This window comes from Janthinobacterium sp. 75 (assembly GCF_004365495.1).
Lineage (GTDB): Bacteria > Pseudomonadota > Gammaproteobacteria > Burkholderiales > Burkholderiaceae_D > Janthinobacterium.
The window spans coordinates 711109-735585 of the sequence record NZ_SORD01000001.1 but is presented as its reverse complement, the minus strand read 5'-3'; the positions used below and the strand labels follow the sequence as shown (position 1 = coordinate 735585).

Sequence of the window (24477 nt, the reverse complement as noted above, 5' to 3'; positions counted from 1 at the left end):
TAAGGCGCGCACTGTGCAGACGGGATGGCCGCGTGTGGGCGGCACCTAACTATTTTAAATTTAAAATAGTTAATGTGGTCAGTGTAGAACGAGTCAGTAGCGTGGGCAAATACGCTTTGACGATGGGGGTATAAGAAATACTTATGCCATGGGCGAGAGCACGTGCGCCCCCACCCAGCGTCCGCTGCCGCACAGCTCGGCGGCCACTTGCAGCACGAGGTTTTTGACGGCGTTGCCTGCATTTGTCAGGGGAATGTTCTTCGACGCGCACAGGGCCACCGTGCGCGACAGCACGGGGCTGTGGATGGCGTAGCTGCGCATGGCGCCGCTGTCCAGTTCGGCCAGCAGGGGCGCGGCCGGCAGAATGGTGGCGCCCATGCCGGCCAGGATGGCCGATTTCAGGATGGCGATCGAGTTGATCTCGATCACGTTTGCCGTCTCAAGGCCCAGTTCGCGGGCGCGGCTGTCGATGCGCGGACGCACGCCATGCTGCAGGCCCGGCAGGATCAGGGTGGCGCTCAATGCCTGCGGGAACGACAGCGCCAGGCCTGGCGGGGCGAATGGCGAATCGCTGCGGCAGATAAAACGCATCTCTTCTTCCACCAGCGGGCTGCAGGCAAACGGCGTGAGCTGGCCATCGTCGAACAGCACGGCCAGGTTGATGCGGCCCGATTTCAATTGTTCGTTCAGGTTCCCCGTGATTTCTTCCGTCAGCTGCAGGGTGATTTCGGGGTAGCGTTCGCGCGCGGCCAGCAGCAAGGGCAGGGCTAGCGCGCCGGAGATGCTGTGCGGCAAGCCGAGGGTGACATTGCCGGATGGCCGCGCGGCGCTTTGCGTGACGGCCGAGCGGGCGTCGGCCACCTGTTTCAGGATCGCCTGCGCGTGTTCGTAAAATACCTTGCCAGCGTCCGTGCTGAGCACGCCCTGGGCCGAGCGGTGTAGCAGCTGCACCCCCAATTCCTCTTCCAGCTGGCGCAGCTGCTGCGTCAGGGCCGGCTGCGCCACATGCAGGATCAGGGCTGCGCGCGACAGGGAACCGTGGTCGACGATGGCAACAAAGTAGCGTAATTGGCGCAGTTCCATGGGTCCCAGACGCGGTGCGGTGATCGGAAAATACAGGGTGTTGCGCCGCAGCGCCGAACGCGGCCAGCAGAATAACAATTTTGTTATACTCATTCTAGCGCCTTCGGTGCTCCAGACGTGTATTTGTGGGATGACAGCATGCTCAAGAAAGTTGATTCGTCTCAATTAAAAGTGGGCATGTACATCCACGACCTCAGCTGCGACTGGATGACGCATCCATTCGTGCGCAACCGTTTCCTGTTGCGCAGCGACGATGAAATCCGCAAGATCGTGCAAGCCGGCATCCACGACGTGGTGATCGACAGCGGCAAGGGCCTCGACGTGCAGGATGCGCCCACCGTGGCCCAGGCGCGGGCCGAGACGGAACGCGAACTGGTGCAGATAGCCACCCCGCCGCAGGTCGTCACGCGCGTGTCGCTGGGCATGGAACTGGCGCGCGCCACGCAAGTGCGGCGGCAGGCGGCTAGCCTGGTGCGCACGGTGATGGCCGATGTGCGCCTGGGCAAGGCCGTCGAGATCGACCGCGTGCAGCACACGGTGCAAGATATTACCGAATCGATCCTGCGCAATCCCGGCGCCCTCGTCGGCTTGTTGCGCATCAAGAGCAAGGACGATTACACCTTCTTGCATTCCGTCAGCGTGTGTGCGCTGCTGGTGGCGTTCTGCCGCTCGCGGGGCATTGATGGGGCCACCACGCACCAGGCCGGCCTGGGCGGCTTGCTGCATGACACGGGCAAGGCGATGGTGCCCGACAGCGTGCTGAACAAACCCGGCCCCCTGACGCCGGAAGAATTTGCCCTGATCAAGCGCCATCCTCGCGATGGCTACGACATCCTGTGCCGTTCGCCCGAGCTGGGCGCCATTCCCCTCGACATCGCCTTGCATCACCATGAGCGGCGCGACGGCAGCGGCTATCCGGACCAGCTGGCCGGTGACGCCATCAGCGAGCTGGCGCAGATGGCTGCCATCGTCGACGTGTATGACGCGCTGACGTCCGACCGCAGCTATCACAAGGGCATCGCCGCCGCCGAAGCCTTGCGCAAGATCTATGAATGGAGCAAATTCCACTTCAACCCCGTGTTTGCGCAGGATTTCATGCGCTGCGTGGGCATCTATCCGGTTGGCACCATGGTGATGCTGGAATCGGGCCGCCTGGCCGTCGTCATCGAGGCGCACGAGAGCAACCTGCTGGCGCCGAAGGTGAATGTGTTTTTCAGTACGAAGAGCAATGCCTACATCAAGCCCGAGACAGTCGACCTGTCGCGCGGTTTAGGCTTCGGCGGCGGCGACAAGATCGTCGGCCATGAGTCGGCTGCCAAGTGGCAAGTCGATCCCATGCGCTTTCTTTCCCTGGCGGATGCCTAGAAAAACTCCGCCGTATCGTTCGAGGCAATGGTAGTGAGCAAACCCTTGGCGACCAGCTCGTCATAGTGGCAAGCCAGGTTGCGGCCATGGCTTTTCGCGTAGTACAGGGCCTGGTCGGCGCGGCCGAGGATGATGACGGGCGCCTCGTAGGCGTTGATGCTGACGAAACCCACGCTGACGGTGACTCTGCCCACTTGCGGGAAGTCGTGTGCTTCGACATTGGTGCGGAAGCGGTCGATGATTCTCTGCGCATTCTCCAGGGTGATCGAGCGCAGCAGCACGACGAATTCCTCGCCGCCGAAGCGGAAGATGCGGTCTTGCGAGCGGAACGACGATTGCAGCTGGTTGGCGATCAGGATCAGCACTTCATCGCCATACAGGTGGCCGAACTTATCGTTGACCAGTTTGAAATGATCGACGTCGATCACGGCCAGCCATTGCCGTTCCGTGTCCGTATGGTGGCGCCGTTCTTCATCGACGGGACGCGGCTTCTCCGCTTCCGGTTCGCCGCGGCTTTGCAGGATTTTCGCCAGCTGGTCGTCGAAGGTCTTGCGATTTAACAAGCCGGTGAGCGAATCGCGTTCGCTGTAGTCGAGCAGGTTCTGGAAATTGCGGTACACGCTGACGATGCCGCCAATCACCTGGATGGTGGCGCCCGTATAGGGCGTGGGGTTGGTGATTTCCAGGCAGGTGGTGACCTGGTCGCCGATCCAGATGGGCAGCCACAGCAGGTGCCGGCCATCGGCGCACAGGGTATCTGCGCTCGCTTCATGGCGCGCGATGCAGGCGGCCAGCGCCGGATAGTCCGACAGCGGTTCGCCCGGCAGCGACGGGTCGGGATTGTCTTCCATGCGGGCCACGCTGCCGGCCACGATGATGGCCCGCGACCGCACGAACACCTGGCCACGCACGGTGGTCAGTGCCAGCACACGGGTCTGCGACGCGGAAGCGAGTTCCTGAACCGCCGAGATCACGGAGATGTCGAGCATCGTGTGGTCGCGGTGCCCGGTCATGTCCACCATGTGTTTCAGTAGGGAATCCATTGTCGTTCTCTGGAAAGTAGTCACACAAGTGTCGTCATACCAGCATTGCATCAAGCAAGAGCATGTTCGCGTCCGTCTACAAGAAGCCAAGAATTATTTGGTGGCATGACGCTCTTTACCGCAGGGCGAGAGGCCTTTCCAAAGAAGAACTAAGCAGGATAAAGTCTTTTTGCCTAATAGGCAATTAACGTATGCAATATTTCATGTAAATACATGAGATTCACGCACTACGTTGCAAAAAATTTGCCTTGATGAAGGCTTTCAATCCTGATCGCAACATTTGTTTGCGCCAGCCATCATTTCAACAAGGTTTGATAATTTCCATATGGAAACTTGTGGCGCGTCAATTTGCCAAATCGTGGACGCTTTATAGTCAATGCAATGGCGCAGAAATTTACGGCAGGAAACATATTAGCAGGAATGGGCAATGTTTCACACCCGCTTGCGCCAGGGACTTGTGATTCACTTTTGGGAGCTAGTCATGCATACCTTCCTGTCGGCAGTACAGCAGTTTATCAAGGATGAGGATGGCATTACGGCAATCGAATACGGCTTGATTGCGGCCGTGATGGCTACCGCCATCACGGCCGGTTTCTTGCTGATCAAGACCAACCTGCTGGCCGTCCTCACCGACATTTCGTCGAACCTGGTGTTGACGCCCTAAGCGGGTGCCCGCCGCTGGCCGGCCGGTGGCGGGTTTTTTTTCAGGAGGTGTGCCATGCCTGCAGCCGCCTTGTGCGACCTGCTGTTGTTGTGTTTTGTGACGGGGGCCGCCGTCAGTGATCTGATCCGCCGCAAGATACCCAATGGTTTGGTGCTATCGGGCATCCTCGCCGCGCTGGCCTTGCACCTGTGGCTGTGGCCGCAAAACGTGCCGTCGTTGTGGCTGGGCGGCATGGCGACGGGCTTCTTCCTGTTCCTGCCTTTATACGTGCATCGCGGCATGGCCGCCGGTGACGTCAAGCTGATCGCCATGGTGGGTGCTTTTGCCGGTCCGTGGCCCGTGCTGCTGATCTGTTTCGCCACCTTTGTGCTGGGCGGCCTGATGGCCGTGCTGATGATTACCTACCAGGGCAAGTGGCGCGTTTGCCTGGGCAATCTGCGCCAACTGCTGTGGCCGGTAATCGCGCGCATGGCCGGCATTCCCCTGGCGCCTGCAGCGCTGGATAGCGGCGCCAGCGTGGGCAACATGCCTTACGGACTGGCCATTGCCCTGGGCTGTCTGGTGGTGCAGGGGCGCCATTATTTCTGATTGTCATTCATTGCTCTGAATCAATGGGCGACGGTCCCCGCTGGCTAGAATGAATTCTGTTCAATGCAGTCTTAACCGGCTTGGAGGCACAGGATGACCGAGGTCGACTATTCCATGAGCGGCGAGCGTGCGCCGCGCCCCACCGACGCGAACCTGATGCCGCCCTTGCCGCCGCAGCCGAAGAGTTTGCGCGAAACGGGCCTGGAGCGGCCGCTGGTGGTTGAACTGATCGCCAAGCTGATGTTTGTGAGCGGCAAGACGCACCTGTCCGCAATGACGACGCGCTTGCGCCTGTCGATCAATGTCTTGCGGGAAGTGCTCGATTTCATGGTGGCCGAGCAGATGGCCGAAGTGGCCTGGCGCGGCGAATCCGAGATCGACGTGCAATACCAGTTGACGGGTGCCGGCAAGCAGCGCGCCAGCGCCTTCCTCGAGCGCTGCGCATATATCGGCGCCGCCCCCGTCACCCTGGAAGCGTACCGCGCCATGGTGGCGCGCCAGTCGTGGCTGGCGCAGGAACAGCGCGTCGGCAGCGATGACCTGGCGGCCGTGCTGGGCAGCGCCCATGCGGGGCCGGGCATGCTCGACGTGGTGGGTGCGGCCCTGCATTCGGGGCGCTCGCTGCTGCTGTACGGTCCGCCCGGCAGCGGCAAGTCGACCCTGGCGCTGCAGCTGGGACAATTGCTGCACGGGCTGGTGACCGTGCCGTACGCCATTGTTGTCGGCCAGGACATCATCGAGCTGTACGATCCGGCGCAGCACCTGCCGCCCGCGCCACAGCAGGCCAGCCATGCGCGCCAGGCGCTGGAGCGGCGCAGCACCGACATCCGCTGGGTGCTGTGCCAGCGTCCCGTGATCCACATGGGCGCCGAGCTCGACGCCTGCATGCTGGCGCTGCGCCATGACGCCAGCGGCGGCTGCTACCAGGCGCCGCCCCATGTGCGGGCCAACAACGGCATGCTGATCATCGACGACCTGGGCCGCCAGCGCCTGGGCGCGCAAGAGCTGCTGAGGTGGCTGATGCAGCCACTGGCACGGGGCAGCGATCAGCTGGGCCTGCCCGGCGGCGTGCAGATCAGCATGCCCTTCGACAACGCCCTGGTGCTGGCCACGAATGTGCCGCCGGGCGAGCTGTTTGACGCCGCCTTGCTGCGCCGCATCGGCTACAAGGTGCAGGTGGGGCCGCTGGCCGAGAGCGCCTATCGCGCCCTGTTCCGCCAGCGATGCCGCCTGGCCGGCATGGCCATCGACGAGCGGGCCCTGAACCACCTGCTGCAGCTGCATGGCGCGCAGGGACGGCCCTTGCTGGCCAGCTATCCTGGTGAATTGCTGGCGCGCATAGGCGACTTTGCCGGCTTTGCCGGCTGCGAAGCGCGCCTGACGGTGGCCGCCCTGGAACAGGCCTGGAGCAGCCTGTTTGCCAGCTGCGACATGCCGGCCGCCAGCCTGTGCGAGCGTATCGCATGAAAAACCGGCGCGCCCTCTTGATGATGGGTCTGGCTGTGGTGCTGGGCCTGCTGGCCGTGCTGCTGGCCTCGCACTGGCTGCTGCGCCAGACGCCGGCCGGCAAGGGCAAGATCGTCGTGGCCGCCAGCGATGTCAACCTGGGCCAGCGTCTGACGCCCGAGATGCTGCGCCTGGCCGAGTGGCCTGCGGAAAGTTTGCCGCAGGGCGCGTTGCAAGACCCGGCAAAACTGGCGGGACGGGTGCTGAAAACCAGCGTGTTGCGCGGCGAACCGCTGAGCGAAGTCAAGCTGGCACCCGTGGGCACCCTGGGCGGCCTGTCGGCGCTGATCACGGAAGGGCGGCGCGCCATCACCGTGCGCGTCAACGACGTGATCGGCGTGGCCGGCTTCGCCTTGCCGGGCAACTATGTCGACATCATCGTGAGCACACAGCAGGATGCCGGCGACCGGGCCTTTCCGCAAAGCCACAATATTTCCAAGATCGTCCTCGAACGCATCCTGGTGCTGGCCGTGGCGCAGGAAGTGGGGCGCGACGAGACCAAGCCGCGTGTGGTCAATGCGGTGACCCTGGAAGTGACGCCGGAACAGGCGGAAAACCTGGACCTGGCGCGCAGCGTGGGCAGCCTGTCGCTGGTGTTGCGCAATCAGGTCGACCCGCAGCCGGGCGTGACGGCGGGCGCCACCAAGCTGACTCTGCTGGGAGGAGCGTACGAAGCCGAGCCCGCGCCTGTCGCCGCCCCCTCGCTTGCCTTGGCGCCGCGCCCTGTGCGCGTGGCGAAGGCTCTGTTGCCGCCACCGCGCCAGTGCAGCGGCGTCATCGACGGGACGCGCCAGTCGCGCGAATGTTTTTAGCCAACCATGGACACGCTCATGAACCGCGCCCTGCTGACACTGTGCTGCCTGCTGTCGCCGCTTGCCGGTGCGGCGGCCGATCCTGGCCCGCGCTGCGGCGGGGAAGCGGCTACACCCGGCAACTTGCAGCTACAGGTGGGCAAGTCGAGCATGCTGCGCCTGCCCGAGGCAGTGCTGGCCCGCAGCGTCGGCAATCCGGCCGTGCTGCAAGCCATGCTGGTGGCGCCCGACACGTTGTATGTGGTGGGTGTCGACGTTGGCAGCACGAATATGATCATCCAGGGACGCAGCGGCGTGTGCAGCGTGGTGAACGTCAGCGTCAGCATGGACCCGTCCGGCTTGCAATCGACGCTGGCGGCACTCATGCCGGAAGAAAAAGCCATCCGCGTGACGGCCGTGGCCGACACCCTGGTGCTGTCGGGTACGGTGCAGGATGCGGGCGCCGTGCTGCGCGCCGTCGAGCTGGCGCACGCCTATGTGCGCCGCGCCACTGCTCCCTTGACGCTGCCCAAGCCCGCCGATGGCGCTGCCGTGCCTGTGGCGGCCACGGCGCCCGCTGGCGGCGCGAACAGCCGCGTCATCAATATGCTCGACGTCAGCGCTCCGCAGCAAGTGATGCTGGCCGTGCAGATCGCCGAAGTGTCGAAGTCGCTGCTGGAGCGCCTGGAAGTGGGCGCCACCTTGCGCTTCGCTTCCGGCAGCTGGGCCACCACTTTGCTGTCGAATTTCTTGAGCGGCACGGCCAACGGCTTGCTCGACGTGCGCAAATCGAATGGCCAGCAGCTGACCATCGAGGCGCAGAAACAGAATGGCCTGGTGCGCATCCTGGCCGAGCCGACGGTGATGGCGATCAGCGGGCAAGAGGGCAGTTTTCTGGCCGGCGGCAAGATTTTCATTCCCGTCGGCCAGGACAACAACAAGATTACCCTGGAAGAGCGCGAGTATGGCGTCGGCCTGCGTTTTACTCCCACCGTGCTGTCGGGCGGGCGCATCAATCTGAAGGTGGCGCCGGAAGTGTCGGAACTGTCGCGCGAAGGAGTGGGCATTTCCGCCGCCGGCGTCAGCGGGCGCTCGATCCTGCCCGTCATCACCACGCGGCGCGCCTCGACCACGGTGCAGCTGTACGACGGCCAGAGCTACGCCATCGGCGGCTTGATCAAGAACAACCAGGTGAGCAACATCACGGGCGTGCCCTGGCTCAGCGAAGTGCCTATCCTCGGTGCGCTGTTTCGCAGCACGGATTTCCAGCATGACCGCACGGAATTGCTGTTCGTCATTACCGCGCACCTGGTGAAACCCTTGCCGGCCGGTGCCGTGCTGCCGACGGCGCAACTGGCGCCCCCTTCGCGCACGGACTTGATGTTGGGCGGCAAGATGGAAGGGACGCTGGCGCCGCCGTCCTTGCCGCCGCCTTTGCCGGCACTGCGCGCAGCCAACGGTTTCGAGTTGAAATGAGATGGGGAGACATGCCATGCCGAACTCGCTTTTGATGTCGCTGCGGCGCCTGGCGTCGCTGCTGCTGGCACTGCAGCTGGTCGCCTGCGCGCACGGCAGCACGCCGCAGCTGGACCGGCGCTTCGGCGACGCCGTGCGCCTGGCCATGGCGCAGCAGGTGCGCGATCCCGCCAGCGCCGGCAATCGCACGCCGGCCGATGGCCTTGATGGCTCCAGCGCGCACGCCGTCATGCAGCGCTACCGCGCCTCGTTTGCCGAAGCGAACGGCCAGGCGCCGCAGCCGGTGCAATTCATGCTGGGAGGCGGCAATGGCAAATAGACGCCAGCGCCAGCGCGGGGCGATGCTGATCGCCTTTTCCATCCTGCTCATTGTGGTGCTGGGCTTTATCGGCCTGGCGCTCGATGTGGGGCAGGTCATCGGCCGCAAGACGGAACTGCAGAACCTGGCCGACAACGCGGCGATGGCGGCGGCGGCGGAACTGGTGGGCACGCCAGAGGGTCTGGCTGCGGCCGTGACGAAAGCCAAGCACAGTGCGGCTGACAGGAGCGTATGGCGGCGCCGCATGGAGGGCGCGATCCTGTCGGATGCCAGCATTCGTTTCGCCAGCGCGCCCGACGCGCCCGCCAGCGAGTGGCATGCGGCGGGCGCCTTGCCCGATCCTGCCACGGCGCTGTTCGTGCGCGTCGATACGCAGGCCAATGACCCGTCGCTGGGGCGGGTAGCGACGGCGTTCCTGGGCGCCTGGTCGCCGGCGCTGCGCACCTTGGAAACGGGCGCGCGCGCCGTGGCGGGGCGGACCAGCCTGCACCTGACGCCGCTGGCCATCTGCGCCCTGTCGGGCAGTGCCGCCAGCGCGCGCACGAATGCGGCCCTGCTGCCGGCCGTCGAGCTGCTGGAATATGGCTTTCGGCGTGGCGTGGCGTATAACCTGTTGAAGCTTAATCCGCATGGCCCGACGGCCGAACATTTCGTGCTCAATCCGCTGGGCCGGCCGGGCGTGGTGGGACCATCGTTGCAGGTCAGCGAATTGAGCGTGTTGCCGTTTGTCTGCGGCGGCAGCGTGCTGTATCCGCGCATCGGGAACGCCCGGGTACATGTGCACCGGCCCTTTCCCGCCGCGCTGTGGCCGGCCTTCAATGCGCGCTTCAACCAGCATGCGGGCAGCGGCTGCCATCCTGTCACGGCGCCGCCCGACACGAACATCCGCGCGTATCCGAATACGGCGGCGAACTGGTGGATGACGAATACGCCCGATGCGCCCAGCGCGCTGAGCATCGGCAACCCGCTGCTGTCGGTGGCCGATCCGGAATCGAACGCGACGCCGCCCGCCATCGGCAGTTACGGGCCGCTGTGGTCGTTTTCCAGGGCGGCCAGGTACAGCAACCCGAAGCCAGCCGGCGGCTATGTGCCGTTTGCCACCAGCGACTGGCCCAAGCTGTATCCCGCTGCCCCGGCCGCCCCGGCTGCCAAGTCCGGCTACCCCATCGACAGGTCACCCTACCTGACACTGGCTTACCAGACGGCGCCGGCCGGCAACACGGGTGTGGCGCAGCGGCGTTTGCTGCACATTGCGCTGCTGGCTTGCCCCTTGCCGGCCGGCAGTGACGTGCTGGCCCAGGTGCGCGGTATCGGCCGCTTCTTCATGACGGCGCCGGCCAGCAATGGCGTGCTGAGCGCCGAATTTGCCGGCCTGGCGAACGAGGGATCGCTGATCGGCCCGGCGGAGCTGCTGCAATGACGCCGCGCCGCCGCGCGCCACGTCGCCAAGGCGGTGTCGCCGCCATCGAGCTGGCGCTGATCCTGCTGTTTTTCATGGGACTGCTGCCCTTCGTGCTGCTGTTCGGCCGCGCGCTGCTGGTGTACACGGCCTTGCAAAAAAGCGTGCATGACGCGGCGCGCTACATGGCGACCATGCCGCTGCCGCAGATGGGCAGCATCGGCACGGCAACCCAGGGAGTCGCGTTTTCCCGTCAGATGGTGGTCGATGCGATGGCGGAAAGCTGGCCGCACATGGAGGCCGCCCGGGTCAGCGTGGACTGCGTGTATGTCGACGAGTCCTTTAGCTGCGGTAGCTACCCGACGGCGCCGCTGCAGGTACGCATCAAGGTGACCGTGGACATGCCGGTCGATTTCCTGCCTGAGCTGACGCGCAAGTGGCTGCCGCAGCTGGCGCCGATACCGTTGCGTGCCAATGCGACATTGCGTTATGTCAATTAAGCTGCGCTCCTGCCGACAGCGCCAGGGCGGCGTCTTCGCCGTCGAATTCGCCATGCTGGCGCTGCTCTTCTTCCTCTTCCTGTTTGCGATGCTGGAAGTGGCGCGCGCCGTGTACGTGTGGAACATGGTGCACGAGATCACCCGGCGCGCGGCGCGCGCTGCCGCCGTCACCGATTTCAGCAATGCCGGCGCGCTGCAGGCCGTGCGCACGCAAGCCGTGCTGCGCACCACGCCGGGCGCGCTGCCGCTGGGTGGCGGCATCAGCGATGCGTATGTGCACATCGATTATTTGTCGGAGAGCAGTGGCGGCGCCGCGCTGGCGGCAGTGCCGGTGACGGTGATGCCAGGCTGTCCGCAACGTAACCGCATCAATTGCCTGGACGATCCGCATGGCCCCAGCTGCATCCGCTTCGTGCGCGCGCGCCTGTGCGTGCCGGGCGATGGCGCGCGCTGCGAGAGGGTGCCGTACCGGCCCGTCCTGCCCCTGCTGGGGATGATGTTGCCCTCCGGCGCTGGGGCCGTGCGTTTGCCCAGCGGGACCACCATGGCGGTGGCCGGGGCCCTGGGCTATCCGGACAACCCGAATTTCTGTCCCTGAGCGCCGCCAGACGTTGGCAGCCGACTGTATTGATCTGAAAGAAGCGAGGAAGTGCGATGAAAGCCTTGATGATTAGCCGTGACGCCAGCTTGCACGATGAAATCGCCGCGCAAGGCGCGGCCCGCATGCCGGTGCTGCGTCTGCTGGAGCGGCGCAGCGGCCTGCGCGACGCCGTCGAGCGCATGCTGCCCGAAGCGCCCGAGCTGGTGATCGTCGACGCCAGCGGCATCGACGCCGAGGAAGCCGATCTGCTCGAGCGCCTGGCGCGCCAGTATCCGCTGGCCGTGCTGATGCTGCTCACGCGTGGCCAGCAGCAGGATGTGCTGATCCGCGCCATGCGCGCCGGCATGCGCGAGGTGCTGCAGCTGCCACTGGTGCACAAGGCCTTTCACGAGGCGATGGACAGGGTCGACATCCAGGCCGGCGTGACGCAGATGCGCGACGGCAAGGTGCTGGCCTTCATCTCGTGCAAGGGTGGCAGCGGCGCCACCTTTTTGTCGACGAATTTTTCCTACGCGCTGGCCAGCCTGGCCGGCTGCAAGGTGCTGCTGATCGATCTGCACGGCCAGTTCGGCGACGCCACTTTGTACGTGTCGGACCAGAAACCGGCCATGACGCTGTCCGATATCTGCGCCCAGATCGCGCGCATGGATGGCGCCTTTCTTGCCTCGTGCCTGGTGCACGTGACGCCGAACTTCGGCGTGCTGGCGGCGGCCGACGATCCCGCGCACAAAGTCGACATGCAGCCCGAGCACATGGACCGCATCCTGGCCGTGGCGCGCCAGCATTACGATTACATCGTGCTCGACGTGGGGCGCCAGATCGATGCGCTGTCGCTGCGCGCGCTCGACAACGCCGACGCCATTTATCCGGTGCTGCAACTGGCCTTGCCCGACATCCGCGACGGACGCCGACTGCTCGATATCTTCCGCTCGCTCGGCTATCCGGGCGAGCGCTTGCGCCTGATCGTCAACCGCTATGAAAAGGGCGGGCGCCTGCGCCTGGTGGACCTGGAGCAGGCGCTGGGCGCGGAAGTGGTGCATACGGTGCCCAACGATTACATCGCCGCCACGGATTCCGTCAACCAGGGCATCCCGCTGCTGCAACTGTCGCGCGCCAGCGCCGTCGCGCGCAGCCTGGCCGAGCTGGTAGAGCTGGTGACGGCGCGCCGCGTGACGGAAAGCCGCGGCCTGTTCGACCGTTTGTTCAGCCGCAGCGAGGCCTAGGACACGGAGATATGTCAAGGCTCCCGCCGGGGGCCATCATGGGAGCCGAGATGACTTTACGCGAACGCCTGGCGGCGAATGAAACGGTGCGCCCCGCCAGCAACGGGCAAGGGGCGCTGGCGTTGCACGCCTACCAGGAACTGAAGAAGAGCATGCACCAGACGATACTCGACCGTATCGACCTGGAACGGTTAAAGCGCCTGACGGCGGAGCAGTTCAAGCACGAGCTGGCGCTGCTGGTGCAGCGCGTGATCGAGGAAGAGCGCATCGTGCTGAATCAGCATGAGCGGCATAGCCTGGTGCTCGACATACAGCACGAGATGCTGGGCTTTGGCCCGCTCGAACCCTTGCTGGCCGACGCCAGCGTGTCCGACATACTGGTCAATACCTGCGACAAGGTGTATGTCGAGCGGGGCGGGCGACTGCAACTGACGGACGTGACCTTCCACGACAATGCGCACCTGATGAAGATCATCGAAAAGATCGTTTCGCGCGTGGGACGGCGCGTCGATGAATCGAGTCCGATGGTCGATGCGCGCCTGCCGGACGGCTCCCGGGTCAACGCCATCATTCCGCCGCTGGCCGTCGATGGCCCGATATTGTCGATCCGGCGCTTTGCCGTGCAGCCTTTGAGCATCGCCAACCTGCTCGACTACAAGAGCCTGACGCCGCCCATGGTGCAGGTGCTGCAGGCGCTGGGCCAGGCCAAGGTCAATATCCTGATCTCGGGCGGTACGGGCAGCGGCAAGACGACCCTGCTCAACGTGCTGTCCGGCTTCATTCCCGGCAGCGAGCGCATCGTCACCATCGAAGATGCGGCCGAACTGGCGCTGCGCCAGCCGCACGTGGTGCGCCTGGAAACGCGCCCGCCGAACATCGAGGGCAAGGGCGAAGTGAGCCAGCGCGCGCTGGTACGCAACGCGCTGCGCATGCGCCCCGACCGCATCATCCTGGGCGAGGTGCGCGGCGCGGAGGCGCTCGACATGCTGCAGGCGATGAACACGGGCCATGAGGGTTCGCTGGCGACCATCCACTCAAACACGGCGCGCGATGCGCTGGCGCGGCTGGAAAACATGGTCGGCATGGCCAACGTGAATCTGACGCCGCGCGCCACGCGCCAGCAGATCTGCTCGGCCGTGACGGTGGTGATGCAAGTGTCGCGCCTGACGGATGGCGCGCGCAAGCTGGTCAGCCTGCAGGAAGTGACGGGCATGGAAGGCGACATCATCGCCATGCATGAAATCTTCCGCTTCGAGCAGACGGGCGTGGACGTCGGTGGCAAGGTGCAGGGCCACTTCTGCGCCACCGGCGTGCGACCCCATTTCACGGAACGCCTGCGCATGTTTGGCGCACCGGTGCCCGATAGTGTCTTCGACCCGGATCGCATCTACGAATAAGGGAGGGCGCATCATGGACCTGGTGTTCTACGGCTTTGCCGTACTGCTGTTCGCCGCCTGCATCCTGATGGTGGAAGGCGCCTGGCTGTGGTGGGCGGGTACGCATGGCAGCGCGGCACGGCGCATCAACCGGCGCTTGCGGCTGATGGCCGCGCGCGGCGAGGCGGGCGAGGAGCGGGTCTCCATCCTCAAGCAGCGCCGCTATGCGCGTGCGCCCGGCCTGGAGCGTTTGCTGCGGCGCGCGCCGCAGGCGGCGCAGCTCGACCACCTGCTGCTGCAATCGGGCTTGTCCTGGTCGGTGGCGCAATTCATCGGCGTCACCGGCGCCCTGTTGCTGGCGGCCTTGCTGCTGCTGGCGGTCTGGTCCATGCCCTTGCCTGGCGCCTTGCTGCTGCTGTCTGGCGCCGTCAGCGGACCGTGGCTGTTCGTGCTGCGCGCGCGCGCGGCACGGCTGAAAAAGATCGAGGCACAATTGCCGGAAGCGGCCGATTTCCTGGCCCGCGCGCTGCGCGCCGGCCACTCGTTTTCGAATGTGCTGCAGATGGTGGGCGATGAATTGAGCGAGCCGATCAGCGGCGAATTCAAGATGGCGCACGAAGAAATCAATTACGGCGTGCCGATGAACGAGGCGCTGCAAAACCTGGCGGTGCGCATTCCGCTGACGGACTTGCGCTACCTCGTCATCGCCGTGCTGGTGCAGCGCGAATCGGGGGGGAACCTGGCTGAAGTGCTGATCAGCATCGCGCGCATCATCCGCGCCCGATTAAAACTGCTGGGGCAGGTGCGCGTGCTGTCCGCCGAGGGGCGCATGTCGGCCTGGGTGCTGGGACTGATGCCGGTGGTGATGATAGGCGTCATGGCCGTGGTCAACCCGCAATACATCCGCCTGCTGTGGACCGATCCCGCCGGCATCAAATTGCTGTGGTACGCGGCCGGCATGGTGGCGCTGGGCGTGGTCTGGATGCGCAATGTGATACGTATCAGGATATAACAACAGGGGGGTGGCATGAACGGTTCGCAACTGCTGTTTCTCGTGATTGTCTTCGTCGTGGTTGTGGCGCTGGCCCTGCTGGCGTGGCTGATCTTCTTTCCCGGCACCTTGCGCCAGCGCCTGTTTGGCGCCATGGTGCCGGCGGCCAGCGACGCGGTGGCCGACCATGGCTGGGTGGAGCGGGTGGCACGCGTGGCGCAGCCATTCAGCAAGCTGTCGCTGCCGGAAGAGGGCTGGGAGCGTTCGCCGTTGCGCACGCGCTTCATGAACGCGGGGTGGCGGCAAGCGAGCGCGCCAGCCCTGTACTTTGCGGCGAAAACCGTGCTGGCCCTGCTGTTTCCCACCGTGCTGGGCCTGTATGCGGCCAGCGCCATGGCGGCACAGTTGCGCAGCGTGCTGCTGTTGCTGCTATGCGTCAGCGCCACCATCGGCTATTACCTGCCGAATCTGGTGCTGGCCGACACGGCCAGGCGGCGTAAGCGCGACATCTTCGAAAACATCCCCGATGCGCTCGACTTGCTGACCGTGTGCGTGGAAGCGGGCCTGAGCCTTGAGCGCGCGCTGGTGAAGGTGTCGGGCGAAATCCACATCAAAAGCGTGGTGCTGGCGCAGGAATTGCAATTGGTGCTGATGGAAATGCGCGCCGGCTTTTCCAAGGAAAAGGCGCTGCGCAACCTGGCCCTGCGCAGCGGCGTGGACGATGTCGATACCCTCGTCGCCATGCTGATCCAATCGGAGCGCTTCGGCACCAGCATGGGCGATTCACTGCGCGTGCATTCGGAAAACCTGCGCAGCAAGCGCAGCCTGCTGGCTGAGGAGGCAGCAGCGAAGATCGCCCTGAAACTGCTGTTCCCGCTGATTTTTTGCGTCTTTCCCACCCTGATGCTGGTGCTCATGGGGCCGGCCGTGATCGAAGTCTATCGCGTGCTCGTGCCGGCCATGGCCAGCCGCTGAAAGGAGTTTCCATGCGCTTGATGCTCTCCCGCCTGGCAGCCGCCTGTGCATGCCTGGGCCTGGCCGCCTGTACCTCGCAACTGGCCCAGATACCGGTACCGCCCTGGCCTGACGCCGATGCCGCCTATGTGGCGGGGCGCCAGCATTTCGAGCGGGGCGACCTGCCCGCCGCGCAAGCGGCCTATGAAGAAGTCCTGCGCCATGCGCCGCGCCACGTGAATGCGCGCAACGGCCTGGCCGTGCTGCACGCGCAGCGTGGCGAATATGACGCGGCCATCGCCCAGTGGCAGGCGCTGATACAGGAAATGGGCATGGCGCGGCCGCAGCAGGCCTATCTGTTCAGTAATCTCGGCCATGCCTATTCTCTGAGCGGGCGCGATACGCAAGCCTTGACTGCGCTGGAACAGGCGTGTCTGCTCGATCCGCTCAATGCGCTGGCCTGGCGGCATCTGGCGCAGGTGCTCGAACGGCTGGGACAGCATGAGCGCGCCGCCCTCATGCGGCGCCAGGCGGCCAGTTTGCAGGAACACGACCTGCGGCGCGACATGGCCTTGTTGCGCGGCGCGGCGCCGCCGCAGCTGGTGCCCGCGACCGCGCCGGTGCACGATGTGCCCGCCATGGCGCGCGTGGAGATCACGCAGAGCGATGGCATGGCCCAGCTGCGGCGCGTGCGCGGCCTGCCCGCTAGCTCCCTGCTACCGCTGGTGCCGCTGCGGCCCATGCCGTCGGCCGGCGCGCCGCAGCCGCGCCTGGAAATTGTGAATGGCAACGGGGTGCCGGGCATGGCCGCCGCGCTGGCGCGCAGCCTGGCCGGCGGCCCCGTGCAGGTGGTGCGCCTGGCCAATGCCAACAGCTTTCAGGTGGCGCGCACGCGCATCGAATACCGGCCCGCGCAGGAGCAGGCGGCGCGCCAGCTGGCCCGCCAGCTGGGTGCCAAGGTGCAGACCCAGGCCGCGGATTGCCCTGCCAGCGAGCTGCGCCTGGTACTGGGGCGCGACCTGAGTGACCCCGCCATGTTGTACCGCTATTATCTGCAGCAATTGCAGCTGGCGCGCCAGGCACTGGCACGGCTCGGTTAAAACGCCTTTGCTGGCGTGTTTTGAGCATGCCGATTGCTATGTCGGCTGGCGCCGGCCAGCGACAGCGTGCAAGCGCTGGTGGTGATGCGGAAATTGTTCAACTCGTTGACGGCCAGGCCGTAGGCGCCGCAATGATAAGCAGGTGGCCAGCCGAATTGCTTGCGCAACCGCAAACGATGCGCGCCACTTCCCCGGCTTACGTCAATTTCCAGTTGGTAATCGTCGTGCGCTGCCAGTCGATGTCGCTTTTCTTGACAGGTTTTACCGTCAAGGTGCGCTGCCATACATCCGTGTATTCCATCAGCTCCTCGTCGTCGCCGATCTCGACGTGGCGGTGAATCAGGGCAATGCCAAAGCGGTCGCGTGCGCAATCGCGCTGCAGTACGTCGCGCAATGTCCGAAAGCGGGCCGGGGCTACGGCCTGCAGCGGGGCGATGGCGGAAATATCGGCAGGGGCTTGCCATTGCATGGCATGGATGGTCAGGCTGTGCATGAAAGGCGCCCGTGCCCCGTGACGAAAAGGCCCTGGCGGCCGGAGCGGCGCTTGCGCCATATCAAAGCTGCGGTACATCGCATCTCGTCCGATAATTGCCCGGTAAAATAGGCCATGGCAAACAAAACCCCCACCTTCCCCGGCGCACGCACGGGCCGCGGCCAGGTCCTGGCCGTGCTGCTGTCGAACCGCGACCAGTCCGGCACCGAACCCCTGCAAGGCCGCGTCTCCCTGGCCGCCATCGTCAAAGCGCTCAAACGCAAATACCACTGGCCGATTGAAACCCACAGCTTTCCCGCCAACACGCAGGATGGCCGCGCCAGCTGGGCGACCGTCTACAGCTTGCCAGAAAAGGTCATTGAGGCCGCGCTGGAGGCCGGCGGCCGGGAGTGGCTGGAGAGCCGGGGAGCGGCCGGGCGGCGGTGAATGCACCGCAGGGTGCTATTCGAGCCGGAAGCCGACCTTCAGCGTGACCTGGAAGTGCGCCACCTTGCCATCGACGATATGCCCGCGTGACTCTGTCACTTCATACCAGTCCATATGCTTGACCGTGAGCGCCGCCTTGGCGATGGCATCGCGTATCGCCTGATCGCTGCTCTCGGTCGATGTGCCGACCAGTTCGATCAGCTTGTAAGTGTGTGCGGACATGATGTTCCCCCAGGTAGGCAAGCCAGACATCGGAGTTAATTCTTCGCTAGCAAGTGCCCATAGTGCGCCTAAACGCGCTGGACGTCATTGCGCGGTGCAGCAAGGCGTCACGGGAGTGGTTTGCAGAAGGGAAAAAAGAAAAAAGGGCTACAAGCCGAAGCCTGTAACCCTTTGATTTCCTACTGAATTCTGGTGCGACTGCCGGTTTCGAACTGGCCACCTGATGATTACAAATCGCTGGGATTTTGATTCCCGATAGTTTCCCATCCATACTGAAGAGTACCTCTGTCATAGGAGAAACTGCTCTTTTTTGTCATATTGGCAGCGACCAGACTTGCCGATACTTTCCCCTAATTTGATAGAATCTGCCTACACAGTGCCTACATGGCGCCTACACAAGGGAGAGCAGACAGGTGGCGAAAGTTAATTTCACGGCTGACCGGGTGGCCGCATTTCAATGCGAGGTCGGCAAGCAGCAGAGCATCATGTGGGATGCGAAAACGCCAGGTTTGGGACTGCGCGTGACCGCCGCCGGCGCGCGTTCTTACATCTTCGAAACTCGTCTGGAGGGCAAAACCATCCGCATCACCATTGGCGACATCCGGACGTGGACGGTAGGGAAGGCGCAGGCGGAGGCCACGCGCCACAAGGCGCAGACCGACCAAGGCATCGACCCGCGCCTGGTGCGTGCTGAACAGCATGCAGCGCAGGTGGCAGTAAAGGTCGAGACAGCGGCCGCCGCGTTGCGGGATTCCGTTACCCTCGGCGCCGTGTGGCCTGTCTACGTCGCGGAGCGCACGCCACACTGGGGTGAGCATCAAATTTCTGCGCATCGAAAAATCATTCAGGCTGGAGGGGAGGGGCGCAAGCGTAGCCCAAAACCGACCAAAGCGGGCCCACTTTCCGACCTTGCCGCCGAGCGCCTTGTCGACTTGAGCGATGCGCGAATCGAGGCATGGGCGAAAGTTGAAGCTCAGACCCGCCCGTCCAGCGCGCGACTGGCCATGCGCTTGCTAAAAGCCTTCCTGAACTGGTGCGCTGCCCATCCGCACTACTCGGCCATCGTCACCAGAAACGCAGCCAAAAGTGCCAAGGCACGTGAGATACTTGGTAAACCGAAGGTGAAGCATGACCTGCTGCAGCGCGAGCAACTGGCAGCGTGGTTCAATGGGGTTCGCAAGATAGGAAATCCTGTCATCGCCGCCTACCTGCAGACGCTGCTGCTGATCGGAGCCCGTCGCGAAGAGGTGGCCGGGCTGCGCTGGGCCGACGTCGATTTCCAGTGGGGTAGTATGAAGCTGGGCGACAAGGTGGAGGACTTCCGCATGGTGCCGCTGACGCCTTACGTCGCCCACTTGCTGGGCGCGCTGCCGCGCCGGAATGAGTGGGTATTCAGTAGCACCAGCGCCGAGTCGGGCAAGCTGGCCGAGCCACGCATTGCCCATAACGAGGCGGTGGCTGCCGCCGGCCTGCCGCACCTGACCTTGCATGGCCTGCGCCGCAGCTTTGCAACGTTGAGCGAGTGGACCGAAACGCCGGCTGGAATCGCTGCGCAAATTCAAGGCCATGCGCCCCAGGGCGTCCGCGAACAGAACTACATCCGCCGCCCGCTGGACCTGCTGCGGAAATGGCACGTTAAAATAGAAGAATGGATGTTGGAACAAGCGGCAATCCAGTTCCAACCAGCGCCAGCAGAATTGAGAGTAGTATCGGCAGCCTGACCGTATTGGGCACGATTTACGCTGCAGCCTACCTTTAGCGGGGGAAAAGTCGGCTCCTTCACCGACCTGGTTGCAGCACCTATTTTATGAAGGCGGACACCTGAAGGGGTGCACATGCCAAAATTTGAAGCGAAAGACTATATCCGCGTCGACGGCCCTGGTCAGCAAACGATTACCAGCCTGGCGTATTGGCTTACACCCGATGGCATAAATCCGATTACCGCCGAACTGCTTCAAAAAGCCATCAACGAAGATGATGATGCAGAGTTTGCAGAGGCTTTTGATGGTGCGTCCAAAGATGATGCCCGTGCGTTCCTCGAAAAGTGGGAACTGAGCTACATGCCCTACTGGTCCGGGGAGGAGGTTGCGCGAGTTATCGCGATGTCTGGCAGCACCAGAAACGCAGCCACAGCATCGAGGGCAATTACCCTTGCCCAGCAAGCTGGCGAGTTAGCGCAGGCATTCACGCCGCGCCAAGGCGTGTTGTGGGCGATGGCGCGCGGTTATATGCTTGATGGTGACATATGCCAGCTTGTTGGCGTGCAGCCAGGCCAATATGGGCATCCACATAACTCTCTAAGCGAATCAGTGCAAGTTATTGAACCATCGACGGTTCAGTCTGACACCCAAGTAATCCCTCCACCTGAGCTGTCCCCCGGATCGAAAATATATAGGACAAAAACGCGAATACGCCTACTCGATTCAGAAATTGCGCATGCTTGTGAAAACGTCGGCAACAATGATTATCATGCTGTGTGGACTGCGTTAACAGAGATGGCCTGGGCGGCTACGCCACCCTTTACCGGCGAAGTTGATGCCTCGGAAGGAATTGCTTATAACAAGGAGGGGAAAGTAGCTTATCTCTCTAAGGATGCATTGCGTCAACGGCTCAAAAAGCTGGTCGATAACGGTCACTAACGGTCTGTATCGCTCGATAGCGGTCAATAGCGGTTCGTTCTATCGGAGAAAATCAACAAGCCGGAAATGATGCACTCATACCGTGAAAACGGGACCACAGGAGTGCATCAGATGCAAACATTTTCCCTTCCCCCAGCGCTGGCTGCCGTCGCTCAAGGCCGCGACCACATTACCACCGCCGAGTTTGCGCGCGCCATGTGCCGCGCCACCCAAACCGTACTGAAGAATCACTGCCTCACCGGTGAGTGCTACGGCGTGCGTCCCATCAAGCGCGGCAAAATGCTGATGTGGCCTTTGGTCGGCGTTGCCCGCGCGCTGAGCCCGGAGGCGTAATGGACCGCCCGCCACCGACGCCACAAATGAAAAAGTCAGGGGATGCTGGGGAGCGCCCTGACTCTGTCGAAAATGCTGTATCTACTGCGAATTCTACACCTGCCACAAAAATGTCCAGCCAGGAAATCGCTGCGCTGACTGGCAAAGAGCATTTCAACGTCATCATCGATATCAAAAAAATGCTCGGCGAGCTCGGGGAAGATGTCTTGAAATTTCAAGGCATCTACAAAGACAGCATGAATCGGAGGCAAACCGAGTATCTGCTCGACCGCGAACTAACCGACACGTTGCTGACCGGTTACAGTGCCGTGCTACGCCGCAAAGTGATCGCGCGCTGGCGCGAATTGGAAGCCAATGTAGCGCCAGCAGTACCGACAAGCCTTTCTAGTGCGTTGCGCATGGCCGCAGAGCAAGCAGAACTTATCGAGCGTCAGCAGATCGAGCTGGCCAGCGCCGCGCCGGCCGTCGAGTTCGTTGATCGCTACGTCGACAGCACTGGCTTGAAAGGATTCCGCCAAGTATGTAAGTTGATCGGCGCGAACGAGAACACGTTCCGCACCTTCCTTGATGACAAGGGGATCATGTACAAGCTTGGTAGTGAGTGGGTACCGTATGCACAGCACCTGACGGCGGGTCGATTCGTGGTCAAGGCTGGCACAGCCGATATCAGCGGCCATGCTTTCAACAGCGCAAAGTTCACGCCGCGCGGCGTACAGTGGGTGGCCGGCGAGTTCGCCAAATACCTGTTGGCAGAAAAACAGGCTGTTGAATGATAGTAGTGAACTGCCGGCGACATGCTGCAGGAATGTGCTCACTGCTGCCTTGTGTTGCGGCGCCGGGGTGCACATGACGCAATCAATGTTTTTGCGCATGAAGGGGCTCAAGGGCAAGGCCATCATCGTGACGGCGGCAAAGCACAATCTGCGCGAGATATTGGCAGAGCTGGACGGCGACCAGAGGGCAACCATCGACCCGAGCCGCACGCCTATGAATTGCATCGTGCGCGGCGCTGCAACTGCCGCCGGCGTGGCCAGCGAGGCGCGCGCGCTCATGGCCGCCGCTGGCATTACCACGCTGCGCAAGGATGCGTTGCGCGGCATCGAAATCATTTTCAGCCTGCCAGCCGGCACCACCATCGACCAGCGCGCATTCTTTGATGATGCGCTGTCATGGGCTGCGCAATGGTTTTCCGTGCCCATACTCAGTGCCATCGTTCATAACGACGAGGCGGCGCCGCACTGCCATGTAATCCTGCTGCCGCTGGTCGATGGTCGGATGCGCGGCAGCGAGCTGATGGGCAACCGCATGAAGATCATGGCGATGCAGGGCGACTTTCACGCGAAGGTAGGGCAGCGCTACGGACTAGTGCGCCAGGCAGCGCCAGCACGTCCCAGCGCCGCGCGTCGACAGCAGGCCATAGACGCAGCACTTGCTGTGCTTGAGGCGAATAGCGGATTGAAGGGTGGGTTGCTGCGCGTGCTGCTGGAACCGCACAAGGCCAACCCGGAACCGCTCTTGCTGGCGCTGGGCATCGCCATGCCAGCGGCGCAGCCGAAGACCAAGCGCGCCGACACTTTCGCCGGCATCATGACGCGGCCATGTAAGCCTGAGCGGAAGCCTATAGGGGTTGTCCGTTCAAAGCCTATAGGGTTCGTGTCGGACGACATGCCGAAAAGTGACCAACCCCTATCCTGTGTAGGGGTTGCCGAAGTCGCGGCTATCAAACCCACCTATTTCCAGCACCAAGTTGCCAGCGGCAGCACCGGCACCCAGCAGGCAATCGAGCCAGCCAGCGCCAGCTCCCGCCGCGACATGTCGGGCAGCGCACCAGCGGCATCAAGCGCTTACAGCACCATCGCCACCACTGGCCCCGTCGAGCAGGCCACCGCCGGCACCGCGGCCCCCGATTATTTCCAGACCGTCAGTTTGGCGCAGCACCAGGCCGAAGCAGAAGCGGGAAATTTTTCCGGCATCCCATCGGTGCCGAGCATTGAGCCCGCCGAAGTGGTGTTCTCGGTGCCCGAGTGTGACCTGGTGCCCAAAGGCCCGCCCCGCGCGGCACCTGTTCGACGCGCCAGCACCAGTCCGGCCGCCCACGCCGCGCCCGGCAACTACATCCGCCAGCGCGATGCCGACCAGCCCGCCGTGCATTGGGACAGCGAGCGTGGCGAGTTCATGCCGGCCACCGGCCCGCCCAGCGCGCGCACCCTGCGTATCGCCCTGGAATCCGTTACACCCTATCGCCCGACCACCGGGCAGAAAGTCGAAGCATGAGCATCAAGACCATTGAACCCGACGCCAACACGCCTGACGGCATGCTGCTGGCCGCTGCAGAGGCGCTGTACGGTTGTCCGGATGACCTGACACCGGAAGCCCAGCAGTTCGCTCGCAGCCTGATTGCCGGCGTACTGGCAGCGGCCGGCGCCCAGCGTTTCCCGCAGGTCGACATCCTGGCAACGCTGCTGGCCAGGTGCGAAATCACCGCGCGAACGGCACACATGGCACGCCGCGCATGCGATGCCGCAGGGACCGTGGCAATGCGTCGGCTATGCGAACGCATCGGCTTGGCATTCGGTTAAACGCATCTCGCCCGCTGACCAGGTGCCGGCCGGGCGCGCAGTAGCAGCAAAAACTAAAGCATTTATCAACGAAAGGCAACATCATGAAACTGAAATTGAACAAAGACGGCTCGGCCGTCGTCAAGGACGGCAAGCCTGTCTACGTGCATGCCAACGGCCGCGAAGAAGCATTCGACGCCCCTGCAGCGTGGAAGCTGGCGCTGGGCAAGCACTTTGAAACCTCGCCCACGATGGCCGGGCTGAAAATCCCGCACGACCTGGCCGCTGCAGCGTTCTCGGATGCATTCCGCATCGAGGGCGGCAAGTTGGTGGCGGTCGACCAGCACGGCATGCCGCTGTACTCGCCCACGCGCTACGGTGAGGTGGCGAACTTCGATGAGGCGTTCGGCAGGCTGGTTGATGGCTACCCGAATAAGGCGATGATTCAGCGGGAAGGCGGCGCGCCGGCCGGGCCTGGTCCTGATGCTGCCGGCGGTGCAGTTCAAGCTGGCCAGCCCGGCACCGGCGGCGCGGTCAGCCGCCAGCAGTTCGACGCCATGAACCCGCAAGAGCGCATGAACCACATCAAAGCGGGCGGTATCGTCGCAGATGGCGCCAGCAAGCCAGCGCCAGCTACGCCCGCGCACGGTGCCAAGGTGGTGACGCGCGCGCAGTTCGAGCAGATGCCGCACACCGACCGGGCAGCCTATTGCAAATCGGGCGGCACCATCGAAGGCTAAACAAAATCGGCCCGCTGAGCGGCTGGCGCTGCTTGGTAATGCCAACCCATCAGGCAAGGGCCGTTCGTGCCACCACGGCCCGATTCT

At 63.7% G+C, this 24477-nt stretch carries 27 protein-coding genes; 23 read left to right on the top strand and 4 right to left on the bottom strand.

Features of this window, described 5'->3' with window-relative positions:
* Positions 1-141: 141 nt before the first annotated feature.
* Positions 142-1083: a LysR substrate-binding domain-containing protein gene (locus C8C89_RS03475; RefSeq protein ID WP_101484808.1), complete on the bottom strand. Its 942-nt coding sequence runs from the start codon at positions 1081-1083 to the stop codon at positions 142-144.
* 138 nt (positions 1084-1221) lie between these two features.
* On the opposite strand from C8C89_RS03475, the gene C8C89_RS03470 reads away from it, so the two are divergent.
* Positions 1222-2448, top strand: a complete 1227-nt coding sequence (locus C8C89_RS03470; RefSeq protein ID WP_101483481.1) for an HD-GYP domain-containing protein — start codon at positions 1222-1224, stop codon at positions 2446-2448.
* Here C8C89_RS03470 and C8C89_RS03465 read toward each other — a convergent pair.
* The gene (locus C8C89_RS03465; RefSeq protein ID WP_101483482.1) at positions 2445-3491 is read right to left on the bottom strand and encodes a GGDEF domain-containing protein; all 1047 of its coding nucleotides are present in this window, start codon (positions 3489-3491) and stop codon (positions 2445-2447) included. The genes C8C89_RS03470 and C8C89_RS03465 overlap by 4 nt on opposite strands.
* A gap of 481 nt (positions 3492-3972) precedes the next feature.
* On the opposite strand from C8C89_RS03465, the gene C8C89_RS03460 reads away from it, so the two are divergent.
* The 14 genes from C8C89_RS03460 (at position 3973) to C8C89_RS03400 (ending at position 16979) form a co-directional block, all read left to right on the top strand.
* The gene (locus tag C8C89_RS03460) at positions 3973-4155 is read left to right on the top strand and encodes a Flp family type IVb pilin (protein WP_101484809.1); all 183 of its coding nucleotides are present in this window, start codon (positions 3973-3975) and stop codon (positions 4153-4155) included.
* Positions 4156-4209: 54 nt separating this feature from the next.
* A complete protein-coding gene (locus C8C89_RS03455) occupies positions 4210-4743 on the top strand; it encodes an A24 family peptidase (RefSeq protein WP_101483483.1) in 534 nt (177 codons plus the stop codon).
* Positions 4744-4836: 93 nt separating this feature from the next.
* A complete protein-coding gene (locus C8C89_RS03450) occupies positions 4837-6210 on the top strand; it encodes an ATP-binding protein (RefSeq protein WP_133988890.1) in 1374 nt (457 codons plus the stop codon).
* Positions 6207-7061, top strand: a complete 855-nt coding sequence (cpaB, locus tag C8C89_RS03445; RefSeq protein ID WP_133988889.1) for a Flp pilus assembly protein CpaB — start codon at positions 6207-6209, stop codon at positions 7059-7061. The genes C8C89_RS03450 and cpaB overlap by 4 nt, the downstream gene beginning before the upstream one ends.
* A gap of 18 nt (positions 7062-7079) precedes the next feature.
* The gene (locus C8C89_RS03440; RefSeq protein WP_133988888.1) at positions 7080-8516 is read left to right on the top strand and encodes a type II and III secretion system protein family protein; all 1437 of its coding nucleotides are present in this window, start codon (positions 7080-7082) and stop codon (positions 8514-8516) included.
* Positions 8517-8532: 16 nt separating this feature from the next.
* Positions 8533-8835 carry a hypothetical protein gene (locus C8C89_RS26890; RefSeq protein ID WP_166674668.1) on the top strand — a complete coding sequence of 101 codons (303 nt, stop codon included), beginning with the start codon at positions 8533-8535 and terminating at the stop codon, positions 8833-8835.
* Positions 8825-10255 (top strand): pilus assembly protein TadG-related protein, encoded by a 1431-nt coding sequence (locus C8C89_RS03435; RefSeq protein WP_166674667.1) that lies wholly within the window; start codon positions 8825-8827, stop codon positions 10253-10255. Before C8C89_RS26890 ends, C8C89_RS03435 begins: the two co-directional genes overlap by 11 nt.
* Entirely contained in the window at positions 10252-10734 is a 483-nt protein-coding gene (locus C8C89_RS03430) for a TadE/TadG family type IV pilus assembly protein (RefSeq protein ID WP_133988886.1), read from the top strand. The genes C8C89_RS03435 and C8C89_RS03430 overlap by 4 nt, the downstream gene beginning before the upstream one ends.
* Entirely contained in the window at positions 10724-11332 is a 609-nt protein-coding gene (locus tag C8C89_RS03425) for a TadE/TadG family type IV pilus assembly protein (RefSeq protein WP_166674666.1), read from the top strand. The genes C8C89_RS03430 and C8C89_RS03425 overlap by 11 nt, the downstream gene beginning before the upstream one ends.
* 56 nt (positions 11333-11388) lie before the next feature.
* Positions 11389-12558, top strand: a complete 1170-nt coding sequence (locus tag C8C89_RS03420; protein ID WP_101483490.1) for an AAA family ATPase — start codon at positions 11389-11391, stop codon at positions 12556-12558.
* Positions 12559-12608: 50 nt separating this feature from the next.
* Positions 12609-13955 carry a CpaF family protein gene (locus C8C89_RS03415; RefSeq protein ID WP_101484810.1) on the top strand — a complete coding sequence of 449 codons (1347 nt, stop codon included), beginning with the start codon at positions 12609-12611 and terminating at the stop codon, positions 13953-13955.
* Positions 13956-13968: 13 nt separating this feature from the next.
* Positions 13969-14946 (top strand): type II secretion system F family protein, encoded by a 978-nt coding sequence (locus C8C89_RS03410; protein ID WP_101483491.1) that lies wholly within the window; start codon positions 13969-13971, stop codon positions 14944-14946.
* A 15-nt stretch (positions 14947-14961) separates the two neighbouring features.
* Positions 14962-15900 (top strand): type II secretion system F family protein, encoded by a 939-nt coding sequence (locus C8C89_RS03405; protein WP_101483492.1) that lies wholly within the window; start codon positions 14962-14964, stop codon positions 15898-15900.
* A gap of 11 nt (positions 15901-15911) precedes the next feature.
* Positions 15912-16979, top strand: coding sequence for a LytR C-terminal domain-containing protein (locus tag C8C89_RS03400; protein WP_133988884.1), 1068 nt, complete (start codon positions 15912-15914; stop codon positions 16977-16979).
* Positions 16980-17175: 196 nt separating this feature from the next.
* On the opposite strand, the gene C8C89_RS03395 is transcribed toward C8C89_RS03400, so the two are convergent.
* The gene (locus C8C89_RS03395) at positions 17176-17472 is read right to left on the bottom strand and encodes a hypothetical protein (protein WP_133988883.1); all 297 of its coding nucleotides are present in this window, start codon (positions 17470-17472) and stop codon (positions 17176-17178) included.
* Positions 17473-17586: 114 nt separating this feature from the next.
* On the opposite strand from C8C89_RS03395, the gene C8C89_RS03390 reads away from it, so the two are divergent.
* On the top strand, positions 17587-17898 hold the full coding sequence (locus C8C89_RS03390; RefSeq protein ID WP_101483495.1) for a hypothetical protein: 312 nt from the start codon (positions 17587-17589) through the stop codon (positions 17896-17898).
* Positions 17899-17913: 15 nt separating this feature from the next.
* Here C8C89_RS03390 and C8C89_RS03385 read toward each other — a convergent pair whose 3' ends face one another.
* Positions 17914-18120 carry a dodecin gene (locus C8C89_RS03385; protein ID WP_034753599.1) on the bottom strand — a complete coding sequence of 69 codons (207 nt, stop codon included), beginning with the start codon at positions 18118-18120 and terminating at the stop codon, positions 17914-17916.
* Positions 18121-18533: 413 nt separating this feature from the next.
* On the opposite strand from C8C89_RS03385, the gene C8C89_RS03380 reads away from it, so the two are divergent.
* The 7 genes from C8C89_RS03380 (at position 18534) to C8C89_RS03350 (ending at position 24390) form a co-directional block, all read left to right on the top strand.
* Positions 18534-19841 carry an integrase family protein gene (locus C8C89_RS03380; protein WP_133988882.1) on the top strand — a complete coding sequence of 436 codons (1308 nt, stop codon included), beginning with the start codon at positions 18534-18536 and terminating at the stop codon, positions 19839-19841.
* Between the two features lie 114 nt (positions 19842-19955).
* Positions 19956-20759, top strand: coding sequence for a hypothetical protein (locus tag C8C89_RS03375; RefSeq protein WP_133988881.1), 804 nt, complete (start codon positions 19956-19958; stop codon positions 20757-20759).
* A 111-nt stretch (positions 20760-20870) separates the two neighbouring features.
* On the top strand, positions 20871-21092 hold the full coding sequence (locus C8C89_RS03370) for a hypothetical protein (protein WP_133988880.1): 222 nt from the start codon (positions 20871-20873) through the stop codon (positions 21090-21092).
* The gene (locus C8C89_RS03365) at positions 21092-21865 is read left to right on the top strand and encodes a phage antirepressor KilAC domain-containing protein (protein ID WP_243857885.1); all 774 of its coding nucleotides are present in this window, start codon (positions 21092-21094) and stop codon (positions 21863-21865) included. Before C8C89_RS03370 ends, C8C89_RS03365 begins: the two co-directional genes overlap by 1 nt.
* 85 nt (positions 21866-21950) lie before the next feature.
* Positions 21951-23366: a plasmid recombination protein gene (locus C8C89_RS03360; RefSeq protein ID WP_166674665.1), complete on the top strand. Its 1416-nt coding sequence runs from the start codon at positions 21951-21953 to the stop codon at positions 23364-23366.
* Positions 23363-23671, top strand: a complete 309-nt coding sequence (locus C8C89_RS03355; RefSeq protein WP_133988878.1) for a hypothetical protein — start codon at positions 23363-23365, stop codon at positions 23669-23671. Before C8C89_RS03360 ends, C8C89_RS03355 begins: the two co-directional genes overlap by 4 nt.
* An 83-nt stretch (positions 23672-23754) precedes the next feature.
* Positions 23755-24390: a DUF6651 domain-containing protein gene (locus C8C89_RS03350; RefSeq protein ID WP_208327668.1), complete on the top strand. Its 636-nt coding sequence runs from the start codon at positions 23755-23757 to the stop codon at positions 24388-24390.
* Positions 24391-24477: the final 87 nt, after the last annotated feature.

Bases quoted from the DNA above. Each gene is read 5' to 3' on its own strand.
- C8C89_RS03415 (WP_101484810.1), top strand. From the start codon at position 12,609: ATGACTTTACGCGAACGCCTGGCGGCGAATGAAACGGTGCGCCCCGCC.
- C8C89_RS03435 (WP_166674667.1), top strand. From the start codon at position 8,825: ATGGCAAATAGACGCCAGCGCCAGCGCGGGGCGATGCTGATCGCCTTT.
- C8C89_RS03440 (WP_133988888.1), top strand. From the start codon at position 7,080: ATGAACCGCGCCCTGCTGACACTGTGCTGCCTGCTGTCGCCGCTTGCC.
- C8C89_RS03475 (WP_101484808.1), bottom strand. From the start codon at position 1,083: ATGGAACTGCGCCAATTACGCTACTTTGTTGCCATCGTCGACCACGGT.
- C8C89_RS03365 (WP_243857885.1), top strand. From the start codon at position 21,092: ATGGACCGCCCGCCACCGACGCCACAAATGAAAAAGTCAGGGGATGCT.
- C8C89_RS03400 (WP_133988884.1), top strand. From the start codon at position 15,912: ATGCGCTTGATGCTCTCCCGCCTGGCAGCCGCCTGTGCATGCCTGGGC.
- C8C89_RS03375 (WP_133988881.1), top strand. From the start codon at position 19,956: ATGCCAAAATTTGAAGCGAAAGACTATATCCGCGTCGACGGCCCTGGT.
- C8C89_RS03465 (WP_101483482.1), bottom strand. From the start codon at position 3,491: ATGGATTCCCTACTGAAACACATGGTGGACATGACCGGGCACCGCGAC.
- C8C89_RS03360 (WP_166674665.1), top strand. From the start codon at position 21,951: ATGTTTTTGCGCATGAAGGGGCTCAAGGGCAAGGCCATCATCGTGACG.
- C8C89_RS03390 (WP_101483495.1), top strand. From the start codon at position 17,587: ATGGCAAACAAAACCCCCACCTTCCCCGGCGCACGCACGGGCCGCGGC.
- cpaB (WP_133988889.1), top strand. From the start codon at position 6,207: ATGAAAAACCGGCGCGCCCTCTTGATGATGGGTCTGGCTGTGGTGCTG.
- C8C89_RS03410 (WP_101483491.1), top strand. From the start codon at position 13,969: ATGGACCTGGTGTTCTACGGCTTTGCCGTACTGCTGTTCGCCGCCTGC.
- C8C89_RS03470 (WP_101483481.1), top strand. From the start codon at position 1,222: ATGCTCAAGAAAGTTGATTCGTCTCAATTAAAAGTGGGCATGTACATC.
- C8C89_RS03355 (WP_133988878.1), top strand. From the start codon at position 23,363: ATGAGCATCAAGACCATTGAACCCGACGCCAACACGCCTGACGGCATG.
- C8C89_RS03370 (WP_133988880.1), top strand. From the start codon at position 20,871: ATGCAAACATTTTCCCTTCCCCCAGCGCTGGCTGCCGTCGCTCAAGGC.
- C8C89_RS03425 (WP_166674666.1), top strand. From the start codon at position 10,724: ATGTCAATTAAGCTGCGCTCCTGCCGACAGCGCCAGGGCGGCGTCTTC.
- C8C89_RS03350 (WP_208327668.1), top strand. From the start codon at position 23,755: ATGAAACTGAAATTGAACAAAGACGGCTCGGCCGTCGTCAAGGACGGC.
- C8C89_RS03385 (WP_034753599.1), bottom strand. From the start codon at position 18,120: ATGTCCGCACACACTTACAAGCTGATCGAACTGGTCGGCACATCGACC.
- C8C89_RS03460 (WP_101484809.1), top strand. From the start codon at position 3,973: ATGCATACCTTCCTGTCGGCAGTACAGCAGTTTATCAAGGATGAGGAT.
- C8C89_RS03420 (WP_101483490.1), top strand. From the start codon at position 11,389: ATGAAAGCCTTGATGATTAGCCGTGACGCCAGCTTGCACGATGAAATC.
- C8C89_RS03450 (WP_133988890.1), top strand. From the start codon at position 4,837: ATGACCGAGGTCGACTATTCCATGAGCGGCGAGCGTGCGCCGCGCCCC.
- C8C89_RS03430 (WP_133988886.1), top strand. From the start codon at position 10,252: ATGACGCCGCGCCGCCGCGCGCCACGTCGCCAAGGCGGTGTCGCCGCC.
- C8C89_RS03405 (WP_101483492.1), top strand. From the start codon at position 14,962: ATGAACGGTTCGCAACTGCTGTTTCTCGTGATTGTCTTCGTCGTGGTT.
- C8C89_RS26890 (WP_166674668.1), top strand. From the start codon at position 8,533: ATGCCGAACTCGCTTTTGATGTCGCTGCGGCGCCTGGCGTCGCTGCTG.
- C8C89_RS03395 (WP_133988883.1), bottom strand. From the start codon at position 17,472: ATGCACAGCCTGACCATCCATGCCATGCAATGGCAAGCCCCTGCCGAT.
- C8C89_RS03455 (WP_101483483.1), top strand. From the start codon at position 4,210: ATGCCTGCAGCCGCCTTGTGCGACCTGCTGTTGTTGTGTTTTGTGACG.